Origin of the sequence: Lysinibacillus sp. NPDC096382 (assembly GCF_044762845.1) — a bacterium.
Lineage (GTDB): Bacteria > Bacillota > Bacilli > Bacillales_A > Planococcaceae > Lysinibacillus.
On record NZ_JBIWFC010000024.1, the window covers coordinates 31,975 to 48,852 of the forward strand.

The following is a 16,878-nucleotide window of genomic DNA, read 5'->3' on the forward strand; positions in this document are numbered from 1 at the left end:
AAGGGGGGAAATGAATGTATGGGCAATTTTTAGCAAAAAAAAATAAAGAGCGAATTGTATCTCTGCAAAAGCTCACGCAAACAGATGATACATGGTTTGCGCAAAACATTAATTTAATAACAGTTGAACAAGTACAATTAGCAACCTTGCACAAAATACTATATCAAGTTGTGCAAGGACTGTTGAAAAAGAATCAACAACGACATTTACAAATTATACATCCAGAACAGACGAAGTCAGTACAGGAGAATGTGCTAACGCTTTTAGCTGAATATGATGATTTACTGCGTGATGCAATTCCACTCCCTATCTATATATTTATTTGGCAAATTTCTTCTCTGGAGAGGTTATCCAATTGCAATGAAGTTGTTGATGATGTACTTGATATATTGGAATGGTATTTTATTCACCAAAATGAACAGGTTGAGGCGTTTGATGAAGAAGATCTAGATCATGAGGAAATTATTGACTTATACAAAGATGCCATTGAGGAACAGGATACAGATGCACAATTTCAGCTTGGCGAATATTATAGCGTAATTGACGGCGAATATTTCCGACCAGAAAAATCAATAAAGTGGTTTGAGTTAGCAGCGTCACAAGGAAATGCCGATGCACAATATGCACTTGGTAATTTTTATTTTGAAGGTCTAGGTGTTCAAGAAAACTATAATAGAGCTTTTATATTGTATGAGGCTGCAGCAAAGCAGGGGCATCCAGATGCTGCGAATAATTTAGCAGATATGTATTTTAACGGTGAGGGAGTACTAGAAAATTTGGTACTTGCGAAGAAGTGGTTCGACTTTGCTGCACAACAAGGTGTGGCAGAGGCAATGTTTACCCTTGGAATTATTTACGAGCAGGGATTAGGAATCGACAAAAATGAGGAGCAAGCATGTAGCTACTATAGAAGATCCGCTGAAGCAGGCTATGTCGAAGCGCAATACAGGCTTGGAGGAATCTATTTAGAGGGACGGTTAGGGCAACCTAAAGATGCGAACCGTGGATTATTTTGGTATGAAAAAGCTGCAGAGCAATATCACGTCGATACCTTTTATGATTTGGGCTTTATTTGGAGCCAAGGGTTAACAGGTATACGTAATATTGAAAAGGGTATTCATTGGTTTAAACAGGCTGCTCTGCAAGGGGATTCGGAAGCTAAATTACAATTAGGGCACATTTACAATAAAGGAGAAGGAATAGCTAGAAATATTAAAGAGGCAATAAAGTGGTATGGACTTGCAGCAGAAGCAGGAAGTGAGGAGGCTGCAATTTTACTGCAAGAGTTGAAAGGAATATAAGTATTTTTTATTAAAAAATAACAGGTATTTAGATTCGATTATTAACGTTTTGTATACAGGTCTTAAGTTCTTATTGAGGGTATTTCGTAGGTTTATATCACTACGAATGAATGATTGTAAAAATATTAATATAACAAAGAGGTAATTACTTCAAACTAAAACTCGGAAAAAAATAAGGATAAAAAATAGAGATGATGTAAATTGGCTACCCAAAAGTATTGTGGTAGCTTTTTTATTGCTTTAGATAATAGGTTAGATAACAGGGACTTTTTATATAATTTAAGGAAAAAAATGTATATCCGAAAATTGACAGCTATTTATAAAGTGTATAATGTATATGAGTGATTTTGAAAGAGTAGTTAGTAGTAATAGCTAGTAATAAGATTGCTATTTTTAGCTGATGGTAGCCCGTAGCAGAAATCAGCGTTCTAAGTAGTGTGATGGCTTATTACCAAAAGTTGGAGATGAATCTTCCTGATCTTTCATATTTTTGGTAGACGAAATTAGATTTTTCTCAGCTTTTCAAAAGTACACGGCATGAAAGAGGGTAAATGTGTGATTTTTCAAAAACAGAGAAAGACAACGGCGTTAGATTTAAAGCAATACACTGTGAAAATGGATATAGTGAATTGCCATTCAATAAAAAAGCAAATTGATTTGCTCAAATTGACAAAGAAGGATTTACAATATTTAAAAGCCTTTCAACCTTTTGTAGAAGGCAATATTGATAATATTGTTAATCGATTTTATGAAATGATTGGAACTGAACATAGTTTAGTAGATATTATTAATAGACATAGTTCTGTGGAGAAGCTGAAAATTACATTACGACGTCATATTATTGAAATGTTTAATGGTAAGATTGATAATGAATTTTATCAAAGACGAATAAAGATTGCTAAAGTACATGTCCATATTGGGCTTAAAACACAATGGTATATTTGTGCGTTTCAAGATTTAACAGCGTCATTTATTGACTTGGTTGAAGAACATGTTATTCATCCAATAGATCAGCTTAATACAATTCGAGCCATTTCGAAAATTTCCAATTTTGAGCAACAATTGGTTTTAGAGGCGTTTGAGCACACAATTGAGCAACTTCATGAAAAAATGGAACATAGAAAAGAAGCGATAGAGCAAGAAATCGTAAAGTCTTCGGAAGGTCTTGCCACAATATCTCAGGAAACGAATAATTCATTTCACCGCTTAAGTGGACAATCAGAGGAAATTAAACAACTAGCGAAAAAATCACTTCAAGTGTCGACTATGGCTGAGAGTCAGGCATTAGAAGGTCGTGAACGCTTAAAGAGTCAATCGCAAAATATGAATACTATTATTTGCTCACTTGATGATATAGACGAAAATATTGCACAGTTGGCAGATATGTCAAAGGAAATGGAATCGATTATGAATGTTGTGACGAACATTGCTAATCAAACGAACTTGTTGGCTTTAAATGCGGCAATAGAAGCGGCTCGTGCTGGAGAAGCGGGTAAAGGCTTTAGTGTTGTTGCAGATGAAGTGAGAAAACTATCGATCCAAACAAAGGAATCTGTCACATCGGTAGCAACGTTACTACATAAAACGAATGAGCGGACAGATAAACTTGTCCATTCGCTTAGTAATATTCAAGAAGAGGTAGCCTCTGGTGAGGAAAATATGGTTCAAACGGAAGGGCAATTTACTAACATATTAGAAGCTATGACCGAGGCGAAAGACCAAAATGGTCGGATGGAAAAAGAAGTACAAGCAATAGCAGAAGTACTAAGTGAATTAGGTATTGCCTTTAACGAAGTGAAAAATTCAGCTGGAAAATTAGCTAGCTTTGCACAAAATTTAAATTAATGAAGAGAAAAGGAAAGAAAATTGTTGTTTCCTATTAAGGCGATACATACTTTAGGGCACAAATAACACTATATCAACTGTTAATAGATAATTTCCGAAATGGAGGTAAAAGCCTCTAGCGAATATATGTTATTTGAATATAAAAAAAATGGAGCTGTCCAATGTGTTGGATAGCTCCATTTTTGCTAAATTTGTAAAGGGTTTAACGTAATTTTCGATAAAAAAAGTTTATACTAAATAAAGAACTAAAAATAGGGGCGGTTAATATGAAAACAGTTGTTGTATTAGGTGGCGGAATTACGGGATTGTGTACGATGCATTATTTACAACGCCAAGTTCAGGAGAAAAACTTAAATGTAAAACTTGTGCTTGTTGAAAAAAATACATACCTTGGTGGCAAGCTTCACTCTGCATATGAACAAGGATTCATCATGGAAACTGGAGCAGATTCTATTGTAGCGCGTCATAAAGGTGTCATGGAGTTAGTAGAGGAACTAAATTTTGAACAAAATCTTGTATATAACGAAACAGGTATTTCGTATATTTACACAAATAATGAGCTACATGCCATCCCAGCAGACTCAACGTTCGGTATTCCTATGAGCTTACAATCTCTCGAGGAAAGTACGCTTGTATCAGAGGAAGGTAAAAAAGAAGTGTTAAAGGATTTAACAATGCCGAATGAAAGGTTTACAAAGGAAAGCTCGATTGGTGAATTTTTAACGTATTATTTAGGTGAAGAGCTTGTTCAAAACCAAATAGCACCGGTACTTGCAGGTGTATATTCTGGAGATTTAAATCAACTTTCAATTGCTTCTACTTTACCGTATTTAATCGATTACAAAAACGATTACGGTAGTATTATTAAAGGTTTCGATGCAAACAGGGAACAATTTGTGAAAGCTGCCAATAAAAAATTTATTTCATTTAAAAATGGTTTATCGTCACTAATTGATCGACTTGAAGAAACATTAACGGATGTAGAAATTATAAAAGGGATTGCTACTACTAGTGTTAAAAAGCAGGAGAATCTATACGCTGTTACGTTAGCAAACGGTAAAATGATTGAAGCGAATCATGTTGTATTGGCACTGCCAAATGAAGCGGTACAAAGCTTATTACAGGATGAATCTTTGAACGGCTATTTTGAACGATTTAATACTGCATCCGCCATTACGATTTATTTAGGATTTGATGTTCCCGATAATAGATTACCTGCAGATGGAACAGGCTATATTGTGTCACATAATTCGGATGTTATCTGTAATGCAGCAACGTGGACAAGCCGCAAGTGGAAACACACTTCAGCAGAAGGAAAATTACTTGTACGGCTTTTTTATAAGAGCATTAACCCTGAGTATGAGAAATTGCGTTTGATGTCAGATGAAGGGTTAGCAGCTGTTGCTCTAGAGGATGTAAGAAAAAGTTTAGGGATTGAGGAAAAACCAACTATTGTTGACGTGACAAAATGGATCGACCAGATGCCGAAGTACGACTTGGCACATCGTGAAGCGTTGCAAGGTCTCTTACAAGAGCTTGAGAAAAACTATCCGAACTTATCAATAGCGGGGTGCTCTTATTTCGGAGTAGGCATAGGTGCGTGTATTCAAAATGGTAAAAAAATTGGTGAGGAACTTGTAGAAAAACTATCGTAATTGTTTAATATAAATCAAAATTTTATAAATTTCGTAAAAATTATCCTTTGTTCAGTGAAATAGTCTTGACTCAATCGTTCGTAAACGATATGATTCTTTTAATTATTTAAAAAATTCATACTAAATTCTTATCAAGAGAAGCAGAGGGACTGGCCCTATGAAGCTTCAGCAACCAACTTATTGTCAGGTGCTAAATCCAGAAGACCGTGTGTCGAAGATGAGAAGGAAAACAATTACGAAACGTAAAAGCCTTCTTTTTTTGTGAAAGAAGGCTTTTTTATTTTAACTATTTTCGGCGGGTGTCCAAACATCCGCCGAAATAGAGGAACTCAGTCTAAGAACGCCACGTCCTGTGGCAACGACTGAGTGACCAACTTCATGTTGACCTAAAGCCTTCGGCGGATGTCACGGAATCGGCAAGGAGTTCTTAGAGGATAGTAGGTTAATATTATCGCATCCATGCGATAACGGCTAACTGACCTGCAGCGTGCAGGCCAAAGCACAAAGCCCAATTCAGGACGAATTATGCCGAGGCATAATTGATAGAAAAAGAAAGAGAGGTTAGTTTTATGGGATTGCTTGAAAGGTTAAAAACACATGTTCTTACAGCAGATGGTGCAATTGGTACAGTTTTATACGGCTATGGTTTGGAGTACTGTCATGAGGAAATGAATGTACAGAGACCTGAATTAATTGAAAAGATTCATAGAGAATATATAGCTGCTGGTGCCGATATTATTCAGACGAATACTTACGGAGCTAATGCCATAAAATTAGCCCGCTATGGATTAGAATCTCGTGTACAGCAGTATAATGAAGCCGCTATAACGATTGCAAAACGTGCAGCAACAGATGGTGGGCAATTTGTTTTGGGTACTATTGGGGGAATCCGTGGTATTCGAAAAAGTGATGCAACGTTAGAGGAAATTTTAGCAACCATTGATGAGCAGGCAACGGTTTTACTTGCAGGAAATCCAGATGGCCTTTTACTTGAAACCTATTATGATTTTGAAGAGCTAACAGCGACTTTATCAATGCTACGAGCTAAAACGAAATTACCGATTATTGCTCAAGTTTCTATGCATGAACCCGGAATATTACAAAATGGAATGAGCTTAAATAACGCCTTACATGAACTTGAAGCGTTAGGTGCTGATATCGTAGGTGTTAACTGTCGCTTAGGTCCTCACCATACTATCCAAGCATTTGAAGGGGTAGAGCTTCCTAAGCAGGCATTTATGTCAGCGTATCCGAACGCCTCTCTTCTTGATTTAGAGGATGGGCGTGTCGTTTATGAGTCGGAGGCTGATTATTTTGGTCGAGCAGCTGTAGAGCTTCGTGATCAAGGGGTTCGTTTAATTGGTGGCTGTTGTGGTACGACACCAAAGCATATTGCTGCAGCGAAAAAGTACTTAGAGGAGCTATCCCCGGTTGAGGAAAAGTATACAAAGCCAGAAAAAATAGAGATTGTTCGTGAGGCAGAGCCAGCAAATTATGAGCCATTACATGAAAAAGTAAAACGTGAACGCTCGGTTATTGTGGAGTTAGATACACCAAGACATTTAGAAATAGAAGGCTTTATTAAAGGCGCAAAAAAAATATATGAGGCGGGCGCGGATGTAGTCATGATGGCAGATAATTCACTCGCTTCTCCAAGGATTAGCAATGTCGCAATGGGTGCCTTACTGAAAGAAACGCACGGGATACGCCCTTTAACCCATATAACATGCCGAGATCGTAATTTAATTGGACTTCAATCACATTTAATGGGATTAAATGCACTAGGGATTCATGATGTTTTAGCGGTTACTGGAGATCCGACAAAGGTAGGCGATTTCCCAGGAGCAACTAGCGTTTATGACGTATCGTCAATGGAGCTAATCCAATTAATAAAACAGTTAAATGAAGGTGTTTCGTTCTCAGGGAAACCGCTTCGTAAAAAGGCAAATTTCTCTGTAGCGGCTGCATTTAATCCTAATGTACGTGTACTGGATCGCGCTGTCTCTCGATTAGAAAAGAAAATTGAACATGGAGCAGATTATTTTATTTCACAGCCTGTTTATACAAAGGAAAAAATCGTGGAAATTCACGAGGCGACAAAGCATTTAGAAACTCCAATTTATATAGGTATTATGCCAGTAACGAGCTATAAAAGTGCGGAGTTCTTACATCATGAAGTACCAGGCATCAAACTTTCTGATGATGCGTTAGCACGTATGAAGGCTTGTGGTGATGATAAGGAACGCGCAACACTAGAAGGAATTGCAATTGCTAAAGAATTAGTAGAAGTAGCAGCGGAATATTTCAATGGTATTTACCTCATCACACCATTTTTACGCTATGATATGACGCTAGAATTAATGAAAGTTATTGAGCAATTGGATGAAAAGAAAAAAGGGGTAAGTATAAATGGCTAAGCACATGATTGAAGAGCAACTAGAGAAACGAATATTAATTCTTGATGGCGCAATGGGAACAATGCTACAAAATGAAAATTTATCGGCAGAGGATTTTGGCGGAGAGGAATATGATGGCTGTAATGAAAATCTTGTGCTAACTAGACCAGATGTGCTTGAAAAGGTACATAGAAAATATTTAGAGGCTGGAGCAGATATTATTTGTACAAATACATTTGGGGGTACACCACTTGTATTAAATGAATATGATCTAGGTGCGAAGGCAGAAGAAATCAACAAACGTGCTGTAGAAATTGCACGCAAAGTAGTAGAGGAGTTGTCAACATCCGATTGGCCACGTTTTGTAGCGGGAGCGATGGGACCAACTACAAAAACCCTGTCGGTTACAGGTGGAATTACATTTGATGAGCTAGAGGAAAACTTTTATGTTCAAGCAAAGTCATTAATCGAAGCCGGGGCGGACGTTCTGTTGTTAGAAACTAGTCAGGATATGTTGAATGTTAAGGCGGGAACATTGGGGATATCTCGTGCTTTTAAGGCAACTGAAAAAGAGCTACCTGTGATGATATCCGGAACAATTGAACCGATGGGAACGACACTGGCCGGCCAAACAATTGATGCTTTTTACATTTCCATCGAGCATATTAAGCCATTGTCAGTTGGCTTAAACTGTGCGACTGGACCAGAGTTTATGACTGATCATATTCGTTCACTAGCAGAGCTTTCAACAGGCTATATTAGCTGTTACCCGAATGCAGGTTTACCGGATGAGGAAGGCTGCTATCATGAGTCACCTGAATCATTGTCACAAAAGCTAAAAGGCTTTGCAGAAAAGGGCTGGCTAAATATTGTCGGAGGTTGCTGCGGTACAACGCCAGCACATATTGCGGCTATCAGAGAGGTGCTAAAGGGCGAAAAGCCGCGCCAATTACCAGATGTTACGCATGGTCATGTAGTATCAGGGATCGAGCCATTGGTTTATGACGACTCTATGCGTCCATTATTTATTGGAGAACGGACAAATGTTATCGGTTCTCGTAAGTTTAAAAATTTAATTATTGATGGGAAGTTTGAGGAAGCGGCAGAAATCGCGCGTGCTCAGGTGAAAAATGGAGCACATGTGATCGATATTTGTTTAGCAAATCCTGACCGCGATGAACTGGCGGATATGCGTGGCTTTATGCAGGAGGTTGTAAAAAAAGTAAAAGTACCTCTTGTGATTGACTCGACAGATGAAAAAGTAATTGAGGAAGCACTTAAGTTTTCTCAAGGGAAAACTATCATTAATTCTATTAACCTAGAGGATGGCGAGGAGCGTTTTGACGCTGTTTTACCGCTAGTAAAAAAATATGGAGCTTCTTTAGTTGTAGGTACAATTGATGAGCAAGGCATGGCGGTTGATCGACATCGCAAGCTAGAAATTGCTGAACGTTCATATAAATTGTTAACAGAAAAATGGGGTATTGCTCCTGAAGATATTATTTTTGACCCATTAATGTTCCCAGTAGGTACAGGAGATGAGCAATATATTGGCTCGGCACTTGAAACGGTGGAAGGTATTCGCCTTATTAAGGAGAAAATGCCACGTACATTAACGGTGCTTGGTGTAAGTAATATTTCGTTCGGATTGCCACCAGTAGGTCGTGAAGTACTGAATGCCGTATATTTATATCACTGTACACAGGCTGGTTTAGATTATGCAATTGTTAATACGGAGAAGCTAGAACGTTATGCATCCATTCCAGAGGAGGAAATTAAGCTAGCAAATGATTTACTCTTTAATACAAATGATGAAACTTTAGCTGTCTTCACAGATTTCTATCGTGATAAAAAGAAAGAAAAAACAGAGGCGGATATTCCGAAAACAGTAGAAGGTCGCTTAGCCTACTATATTTTAGAGGGTACAAAGGAAGGGCTTATTGACGATTTAGATGCGGCTCGTGAAATTTTCGAAACATCGCTTGAGATTATTAATGGTCCTTTAATGGATGGAATGGCAGAAGTTGGGCGTTTATTTAACGATAATCAACTAATCGTAGCAGAGGTATTACAATCAGCAGGGGTTATGAAGGCAGCAGTAGCGCATTTAGAGCAATTTATGGAGAAAAATGAAGAGAGTGCTGGTAAGGGGAAAATGGTACTTGCTACTGTAAAGGGCGATGTGCATGATATTGGGAAAAACCTTGTCGATATTATTTTAAGTAATAATGGCTATAAGGTCATTGATCTGGGTATTAAAGTAACACCTTCTCAGTTAATAGAAGCGATTCGCAAGGAGAAGCCGGATTTCATCGGGCTTTCAGGCTTACTTGTAAAATCAGCACAGCAAATGGTTATTACTGCTCAGGATTTCAAAGAAGCGGGTATTGACGTACCTATTTTAGTAGGGGGAGCGGCATTATCTCGTCGCTTTACTGAAACAAAAATTGCCGGCGAATATAATGGACCTGTCATTTATTCAAAGGATGCGATGCAAGGATTAGAGCAGGCAAATCGGTTAATGGGGACAGATACACGTGCCGATTTCTTAGCTGAAATTAAGGAATCTCGTGAAAAACGCTTAGAGGCAGACGAAAAAAGAGCGGCTCGCCCTGCAAAAGAAATAATTATAAAGCCTGTGCGTACAGTAAAGGAAGCATCTGTCTTTCTTCCAGCTGATTTACGACGCCATGTAAAGAGAGAATATGCTGTTTCGCATTTATATCCATATGTTAATATGCGGACATTACTTGGACATCACCTAGGTTTAAAGGGTCAAGTACAGCAGTTGCTTGATGTGGGTGATGAAAGAGCAACAGCGTTAAAAGATTTAGTCGACGACTATTTACAAAGTGACCTATTGAGGCCGTCGGGTGTGTATCAGTTTTTCCCTGCTCAAGCCGATGGGGATGATGTAGTCGTTTATGATCCAACAGATAGCAAAACAGAAATTGAACGATTTACCTTCCCTCGTCAGCAAGTTGAACCGTTTTTATGTCTTGCAGACTTCCTTAAAACAGTAGAAAGCGGTGAAATGGACTATATTGCCTTAATGGTGGTAACAGCAGGACAAGGAGTTATGGCGCAGGCTCGTCAACTAAAAGAGGAAGGGAAATTCCTCGAAAGTCATGCATTACAATCTACTGCCCTTGAGCTTGCAGAAGGTTTCGCGGAACGTATGCACCAAGAAATTCGCGATCAGTGGGGCTTCCCAGATGCGACAGATTTTACAATGCGTGATCGTTTCGCGGCAAAATATCAAGGACAGCGCTTCTCATTCGGTTATCCAGCATGTCCGAACCTAGAGGATCAAGAGAAATTGTTTGGCTTATTAAACCCGGAGGACATTGGTGTACATTTAACGGAAGGCTTTATGATGGAGCCAGAAGCGTCTGTTTCAGCAATGGTCTTTGCACATCCAGATGCTCGATATTTTAATGTGTGATGCTAGGAAAAGTAGTAAAATCTTATGTAATAGTAGCAATTTGCCGAGGCGTAATTGATGGTTAGGACGTGAGCATGATGATTCGATTCATGGAAGAGAAAGATTTACCCGAGATTTTAGATATTTACAATGACATTATTTTAACGAGCAAAGCTGTTTATCGATATGAAACACAATCGTTAGAAGAAAAAAAACAATGGTTCAAGGAGCAGCAAACGCTCGATAATCCATTGCTAGTCTTTGACGAGAATGGCACAGTAGCCGGCTTTGCAACATATAGTCAGTTCCGTCCATATCCAGGTTACAAGCACACAATGGAGCACTCTGTATATGTGCATAAGGATCATTACCAAAAAGGGATAGCGTCACAATTAATGCAAGAGCTAATTCGAACTGCCAAAGAGCAAGGTGTGAAGACACTCGTAGCGGGCATTGATGGTGAAAACATCGGAAGTATTAAAGTACATGAAAAACTAGGTTTTGAATATGCAGGTACAATTAAAAATGCAGGCTATAAATTTGGACAGTGGCTAGATCTTGTATTTTATCAGCTACAGTTAACTGGACCAAAAGGATAGAAAGGGTATGACATTCATATTCTTTCTTTATAATATGTGAATCCTAGCTATACTTTTTTTGTTCAGCTTGCCTACTCATACTAATGCTACATTTAAAAGTTTATCACCAAAAGTTGGAGATGAAATATGCATTTGTATAATAGGTTGATTGGAGTGGAGGCTGGGCGACTCCTTGGGGATCAGCGATAGAGGAACGAAGGCTAAAACCATCACATCCTGTGATAACGCCTTCGTGACCAACCTCGTGCTGCTGTCGCTACGTTGCACTCACGCTTTCGCGCAAAAAACATCTGTTGGCCCGAGACCCTGCAGCGAAGCGAAGCCGCTCATCGGACGCCCCCAGGAAGCTCTGCTCTGCGCGAAAGCGAAGCGTCAGCGGCAAATGTTTTATCTGTGCGAAAGCGTAGCGTCAGCAACAAAGCGCCCAGCTGGAACGGAAATCAACTCCACTTTATGGTGAGGAGCCATATTAATTTATTTTTATTCCTTTGTACACATGATAAAAGGGTATGACAAATGTCATATCCTTTTTATGATGTTTGCTTCTGTTGTATGATTATACTCTTGCTTTATGATGAGGTCATAAGGAAAAAAGGAAATGAGGGAGTAAAAACAATGGCAACAGATCGAGAAAAAACAAAAAAACTGCGCCAGGATGTAGCACCATTTGCGAAGTCTGATACAGCTAAAAGTATTTTTCAAATGGTAAATACAATTGTGCCTTTAATCGCTCTATGGGTAGCTGGCTATATGTTAATGGATATTTCACCATGGCTAACTGTTGGATTAAGTGTAATTTCTGCTGGCTTTGTCGTACGAACATTTATTATTTTCCATGATTGTACACACGGTTCATTTTTCAAAAGTAAAAAAGCAAACGACTGGGTTGGTTTTGTATCTGGGGTGTTAACATCATTCCCATATGAAAAATGGAAGCGTGAACATACAATTCACCACGCAACTAGCTCGAACTTAGACAAGCGTGGTATCGGTGATATAGATATGATGACAGTGGAAGAGTTTTTACAAGCATCTAAAGGACAACGTTTATGGTATCGTTTTTACCGCAATCCATTCGTTATGTTCGGCTTAGGTCCACTATTTATGGTGTTAATATTAAATCGCTTTAATCGTAAAGACGCTAAACAGAAGGAACGCTTTAACACACATTTAACAAATGTCGTTATTGTTGGAGTTTGTATAACACTAATTTACTTTATGGGCTGGCAAGCATTTTTATTAGTACAGGGTATAACATTATTTGTAGCTGGTTCTCTTGGTATTTGGTTATTCTATATCCAGCATACGTACGAGGATTCTTATTTTGAGCATGATAAAGAATGGGATTATGTAAAGGCTGCTGTCGAAGGTAGCTCGTATTATAAATTACCAAAGCTATTACAATGGGTTACAGGAAATATTGGCTTCCACCATGTACATCATTTAGCCCCTCGTGTTCCAAACTATAACCTTGAAAAAGCGCATAATGAAACACCGCCATTACACACGGCGACAACAATAACATTGCGTACAAGTTTAGAATCATTACGCTATAAACTATACGATGAAGACCAAGGTAAGTTTGTAAGCTTTAAAGAAGTTAATGAGATAATTAAACGAAAAGCAAGGGGCAGTATTGCTGCTTAGTAGAATTTTTCAGCCATCTCTTCTAAGGGATGGCTGTTTTACGTAAATGAGTTGTCTATTGCAGATGAAGCAATTACTGTGCTCATCACCAAAAGTTGAGGATGACATTTTTAAGACATAGCTTATATATAAGTTGATCTTCGTTTCTGCTGGGCGACTCCTTGGGGATCTGCGATTACTCCACGTTATGCAAATGAGTCCATTACTACGGGGAATGTTATTATGTGGATAATGCATTAATAACCATGTACAGGCATAAAATTAATTTTCTTGTTATAATAAGGGAAAAGTAGGAAAGAGCGTGAGATTATAATGAGGAAATGGCCCAGTATTATTCCGAATAGTCCAATGCTCAGTGTATATTTATGGATTATTTTCTGTTTCCTACCGTTTTTCTTCATTTTTAGGAAATCATCTTATATAGAAATATCAGTAGGTATTACATTTTTAATGCTATATTTTATTTTCTATCGGTTTTCCATGAATTCGAAAAACGGTCTTGTTTATATGTGGATTAGCTTTGAAATGGTCATTAATATCGTTATGACCATATTATATGGCTATGTGTATTTATCGATTTTCACAGCATTCTTCATTGGAAATATTCGTAAACCTGTTGGCTTCTATATTATGTATGGACTACATATTGGCTTTACGGTTATCTCTACAGGTGTTGGCTTTTTCGTTGAGCTACACTTATTTTTATCACAACTACCATTTGTTGTTTTAACGATTCTAGCGGTTGTGCTACTTCCACTAACGATTTATGCAAAAAATAAACGCGAAAATTTAGAGGGACAGCTTGAGACTGCTAATGAACGAATAGCTGAGTTAATTGTTTTTGAGGAACGCCAACGTATTGCACGGGATTTACATGATACGCTCGGCCAAAAGTTATCGATGATAGGTTTAAAAAGTGACTTAGCTTCAAGATTAATTGAACGTGATCCACAGCAAGCTTTAATAGAGATTAAGGATATTCGTCAAACGGCAAGTATCGCATTAAAAGAGGTACGTGAATTAGTATCGGATATGCGAACAGCTAGGTTTGAGGATGAGCTTATGCGTATTTCTCAAATATTAAAGGCTGCTGAAATGGAGTTTGTATTTGAAGGTGATAAAGATAATTTACAAGTTCAACCACTTGTGGAAAATGTATTATCCATGTGCTTAAAAGAGGCAGTGACTAATGTCGTTAAGCATAGTGGTGCTACAAAATGTGAAATTGCCTTCCATCAAAATTTTAAGGAAGTATATTTAGTTGTTCGTGATAACGGGCAAGGAATCACTAAAAAGCAAGCTTGGAAAACGGGTAACGGTTTAAAGGGAATGCGAGAACGGTTAGAGTTTATAAACGGTTCTTTTAAAATCGAAAGTGAAGAAGGCACTACATTAACAGTGTCGATTCCAGTGGCGATTACGCATCAGAAGGTCAAAGAAAATCTGAAGAACATATAGAAAAGAGGATTGCGACATGATACGAATTGTAATTGCTGAAGATCAGGGTATGCTATTAGGCGCACTGCGTTCATTACTTAGTATGGAGGATGATATGGAGGTCGTTGGATTAGCAAAAAATGGTGAAGAAGCACTGGCGCTTGTTGAAGAGCATCAGCCTGATATTTGTATTATGGATATTGAAATGCCAGTGAAAACGGGATTGGATGCTGCCGAGGAACTGCATAGCACAGGTTCTGATTGTAAAGTGATTATATTAACGACATTTGCAAGGCCAGGTTATTTTGAACGTGCAAGAAAATCCAGCGTTCGTGGCTATTTACTAAAGGATAGTCCGATAGAAGAATTGGTCAGTGCCATTCGTACAATTATGGACGGCAAAAGAATATATGCGCCAGAACTCGTTGATTTTGTCTATGAGGATGATAGTGAAAATCCTTTAACTGACCGAGAGAGCCAAGTACTGACACTTGTTGCAGAGGGAAAGACGACAAAAGAAATTGCTGCAGAATTATTTTTATCGGCAGGGACTGTCCGTAACTACATTTCCACTATTTTAGAAAAATTAAATGTTGGGAATCGTATTGAAGCTATTGCCCGTTTTAAGGAAAAAGGGTGGAATAAGTAATAATACACTTAGACCTAAGAAAAAATAAAAAAAAATAGACAAAAGGCATTGAATAATTTAAATTCAGTGCCTTTTGTCATTATAAAAGAATAATTGGTATTGTATATTTTGACTACTAATGATAATATTTAGTAAACGTAAAACGTTTTAATGGGAAGGATGGAAATAATTATGGGAAAAATCACGAAAATTACTTCAATAGCTTTTTTAGCAACAACATTTGTCGTGACAAGCGCAAATCCTTCAGCCGTTTTTGCTGCAAGCAACGATATAGTTGAGACAGAGTCATCTATTCCATTAGAAAGTAGTATGGATAAAGCTGTTCAGGCAGCATTAGTTGGACCTGAAATCAAAAAACTAGATGTACTAGGTCATGAATTTAATATAAAACCTGTTTCTACTACGAAAAAGGATCATCTAACAGTTGTAAATGGGCAAATCTCCCATCACTTAAGCTGGCGTCCAGATGATCAGTTATACTACCGCATTGAAAAAGAAAATGGAGAAGTAAAACAAGTGGAGATCAAAATTGATCGAGGCGGATGGACAAGTTTATCTGCTCCATTTATCGCTACATTAGCGCAAAAAAATGATATCCCGATTACACTAGAAATGATCCAAGAGCTTGGGCAAAAATTAGGTAGTCTTATTGATGGTAAATGGGAGTATGCAGCAGAAGCTATTGTTTCAACCATTGCTTTACATGTTGAATAATATAAAACTTTAATCAGTGGGGCTTTTCATTACCCTCACTGATTATTTTTATTACACGTTTTTAATGGAATTCGAATAAATGAAATTACTCTTATGGGAACAACAAATAAACTGACAATCTGAAATAAGCAGTGAGTGAGGGAAGCGGTTAAGTGTTGGCCTGTGGAAAGTACGTTCTTGAAAGACTAAAGCCAGAAGCTTATTCAATTAAGCTTCTGGCTTCTTTATGTGGGACCTTATTTTTTACGTTTTGTTAAACGTCCAAGAACGAATGCACCTGCTGCTACAGCAAGGACTGTATTCGTTTTTTTCGTAAATACTTGTTTAGTAACAAGATTAAGATTTTGAGGACGCTCCGCTAAACGGCGCATAAAGTAGCCGTACCAATCTTCGCCGAATGGTACATATACACAGAAGTTATAGCCTTCTTTAGCAAGCTCTTTTTGCATATCTGTACGGAAGCCGTAAAGCATTTGGAATTCGAATTTATCAAGTGGAATATTATTGTCAGCTACAAAACGTTTTACGTGTGCAATAACATTATGGTCATGTGTTGCGATGGACGTAAATTTACCGTGTAGTAAATGATATTCGATTAACTCGATGAAATTTAAATCAATATCTAATTTATCTTGGAAAGCAACTTCTGCAGGCTCTTTATATGCTCCTTTTACGATACGAAGGCGATAATCATTGAATTTTTCGATATCGTCCTTAGCGCGGTAAAAGTAAGATTGGATAACAGTACCTACATTATTAAACGTTTTGGATAGCTCTTCAACCATATCAAAGGATGTTTGTAAACGACCGTAGTCTTCCATGTCAAAGTTAACGAATATATCATATGCTGCTGCTTTTTCTACAATTTCATATAAATTATCGTAGCAAAAATCAACATCAATATCTAAACCTAATTGAGATGGCTTTAACGAAATATGTGCATCAACGCTGTTTTCATTAATAGCCTCAATAACAGCAAGGATTTGTTCTTTAGCTTTTGTTGCTTCTTCTTCAGTTGAAACAAATTCCCCTAAATTATCTACTGTGCAAGAGATTTTATGTGCGTTAAGCTCTTTGATGCTCGCAATCGTTTCTTCAATATTTGTACCAGCTACTACACTTTGTGCTCCTAATTTTAGTCCGTATTTTTTTGCAGCACTATTTAATAGTTGGTTTTCAGATAAATGGATGAAAAAATCGCGTAATAACAT

General features: G+C 37.8%; 11 protein-coding genes and 1 riboswitch. Of the genes, 10 read left to right on the forward strand and 1 reads right to left on the reverse strand.

All coding sequences use genetic code 11. The features are described 5' to 3' along the window. The first annotated feature begins 14 nt into the window (after positions 1-14). From ACIQZA_RS22880 to ACIQZA_RS22925, 10 genes are all read left to right on the forward strand, one after another. Complete coding sequence (locus tag ACIQZA_RS22880) at positions 15-1,301, forward strand: SEL1-like repeat protein (protein ID WP_402884130.1); 1,287 nt, start codon at positions 15-17, stop codon at positions 1,299-1,301. Positions 1,302-1,856: 555 nt separating this feature from the next. Continuing rightward, positions 1,857-3,146, forward strand: coding sequence for a methyl-accepting chemotaxis protein (locus ACIQZA_RS22885; RefSeq protein WP_402884132.1), 1,290 nt, complete (start codon positions 1,857-1,859; stop codon positions 3,144-3,146). A gap of 266 nt (positions 3,147-3,412) precedes the next feature. Beyond that, positions 3,413-4,801 carry a protoporphyrinogen oxidase gene (locus ACIQZA_RS22890; RefSeq protein ID WP_402884134.1) on the forward strand — a complete coding sequence of 463 codons (1,389 nt, stop codon included), beginning with the start codon at positions 3,413-3,415 and terminating at the stop codon, positions 4,799-4,801. Positions 4,802-4,926: 125 nt separating this feature from the next. After that, a riboswitch (SAM riboswitch) is annotated at positions 4,927-5,025 on the forward strand. A 345-nt stretch (positions 5,026-5,370) separates the two neighbouring features. Then, positions 5,371-7,218, forward strand: a complete 1,848-nt coding sequence (locus ACIQZA_RS22895) for a bifunctional homocysteine S-methyltransferase/methylenetetrahydrofolate reductase (RefSeq protein ID WP_402884136.1) — start codon at positions 5,371-5,373, stop codon at positions 7,216-7,218. Then, complete coding sequence (gene metH, locus ACIQZA_RS22900; RefSeq protein WP_402884138.1) at positions 7,211-10,642, forward strand: methionine synthase; 3,432 nt, start codon at positions 7,211-7,213, stop codon at positions 10,640-10,642. The genes ACIQZA_RS22895 and metH overlap by 8 nt, the downstream gene beginning before the upstream one ends. A gap of 77 nt (positions 10,643-10,719) precedes the next feature. Next, positions 10,720-11,220, forward strand: a complete 501-nt coding sequence (locus ACIQZA_RS22905) for a GNAT family N-acetyltransferase (protein WP_132364257.1) — start codon at positions 10,720-10,722, stop codon at positions 11,218-11,220. 615 nt (positions 11,221-11,835) lie between these two features. Then, complete coding sequence (desA, locus tag ACIQZA_RS22910) at positions 11,836-12,867, forward strand: Delta(5) desaturase DesA (RefSeq protein ID WP_400940920.1); 1,032 nt, start codon at positions 11,836-11,838, stop codon at positions 12,865-12,867. Between the two features lie 312 nt (positions 12,868-13,179). Beyond that, on the forward strand, positions 13,180-14,325 hold the full coding sequence (locus ACIQZA_RS22915; RefSeq protein ID WP_427495703.1) for a sensor histidine kinase: 1,146 nt from the start codon (positions 13,180-13,182) through the stop codon (positions 14,323-14,325). A 16-nt stretch (positions 14,326-14,341) separates the two neighbouring features. Beyond that, complete coding sequence (locus tag ACIQZA_RS22920) at positions 14,342-14,953, forward strand: response regulator (protein WP_400940923.1); 612 nt, start codon at positions 14,342-14,344, stop codon at positions 14,951-14,953. A gap of 171 nt (positions 14,954-15,124) precedes the next feature. Beyond that, positions 15,125-15,667, forward strand: a complete 543-nt coding sequence (locus ACIQZA_RS22925; RefSeq protein WP_400940925.1) for a methyltransferase — start codon at positions 15,125-15,127, stop codon at positions 15,665-15,667. Positions 15,668-15,903: 236 nt separating this feature from the next. On the opposite strand, the gene ACIQZA_RS22930 is transcribed toward ACIQZA_RS22925, so the two are convergent. Beyond that, positions 15,904-16,878, reverse strand: coding sequence for a proline dehydrogenase family protein (locus ACIQZA_RS22930; protein ID WP_142510327.1), 975 nt, complete (start codon positions 16,876-16,878; stop codon positions 15,904-15,906).

Coding starts and splice junctions, on each gene's coding strand:
- ACIQZA_RS22880 (WP_402884130.1), top strand. CDS start 15: ATGTATGGGCAATTTTTAGCAAAAAAAAATAAAGAGCGAATTGTATCT.
- ACIQZA_RS22890 (WP_402884134.1), top strand. CDS start 3,413: ATGAAAACAGTTGTTGTATTAGGTGGCGGAATTACGGGATTGTGTACG.
- ACIQZA_RS22895 (WP_402884136.1), top strand. CDS start 5,371: ATGGGATTGCTTGAAAGGTTAAAAACACATGTTCTTACAGCAGATGGT.
- metH (WP_402884138.1), top strand. CDS start 7,211: ATGGCTAAGCACATGATTGAAGAGCAACTAGAGAAACGAATATTAATT.
- ACIQZA_RS22905 (WP_132364257.1), top strand. CDS start 10,720: ATGATTCGATTCATGGAAGAGAAAGATTTACCCGAGATTTTAGATATT.
- desA (WP_400940920.1), top strand. CDS start 11,836: ATGGCAACAGATCGAGAAAAAACAAAAAAACTGCGCCAGGATGTAGCA.
- ACIQZA_RS22915 (WP_427495703.1), top strand. CDS start 13,180: ATGAGGAAATGGCCCAGTATTATTCCGAATAGTCCAATGCTCAGTGTA.
- ACIQZA_RS22920 (WP_400940923.1), top strand. CDS start 14,342: ATGATACGAATTGTAATTGCTGAAGATCAGGGTATGCTATTAGGCGCA.
- ACIQZA_RS22925 (WP_400940925.1), top strand. CDS start 15,125: ATGGGAAAAATCACGAAAATTACTTCAATAGCTTTTTTAGCAACAACA.
- ACIQZA_RS22930 (WP_142510327.1), bottom strand. CDS start 16,878: ATGTTATTACGCGATTTTTTCATCCATTTATCTGAAAACCAACTATTA.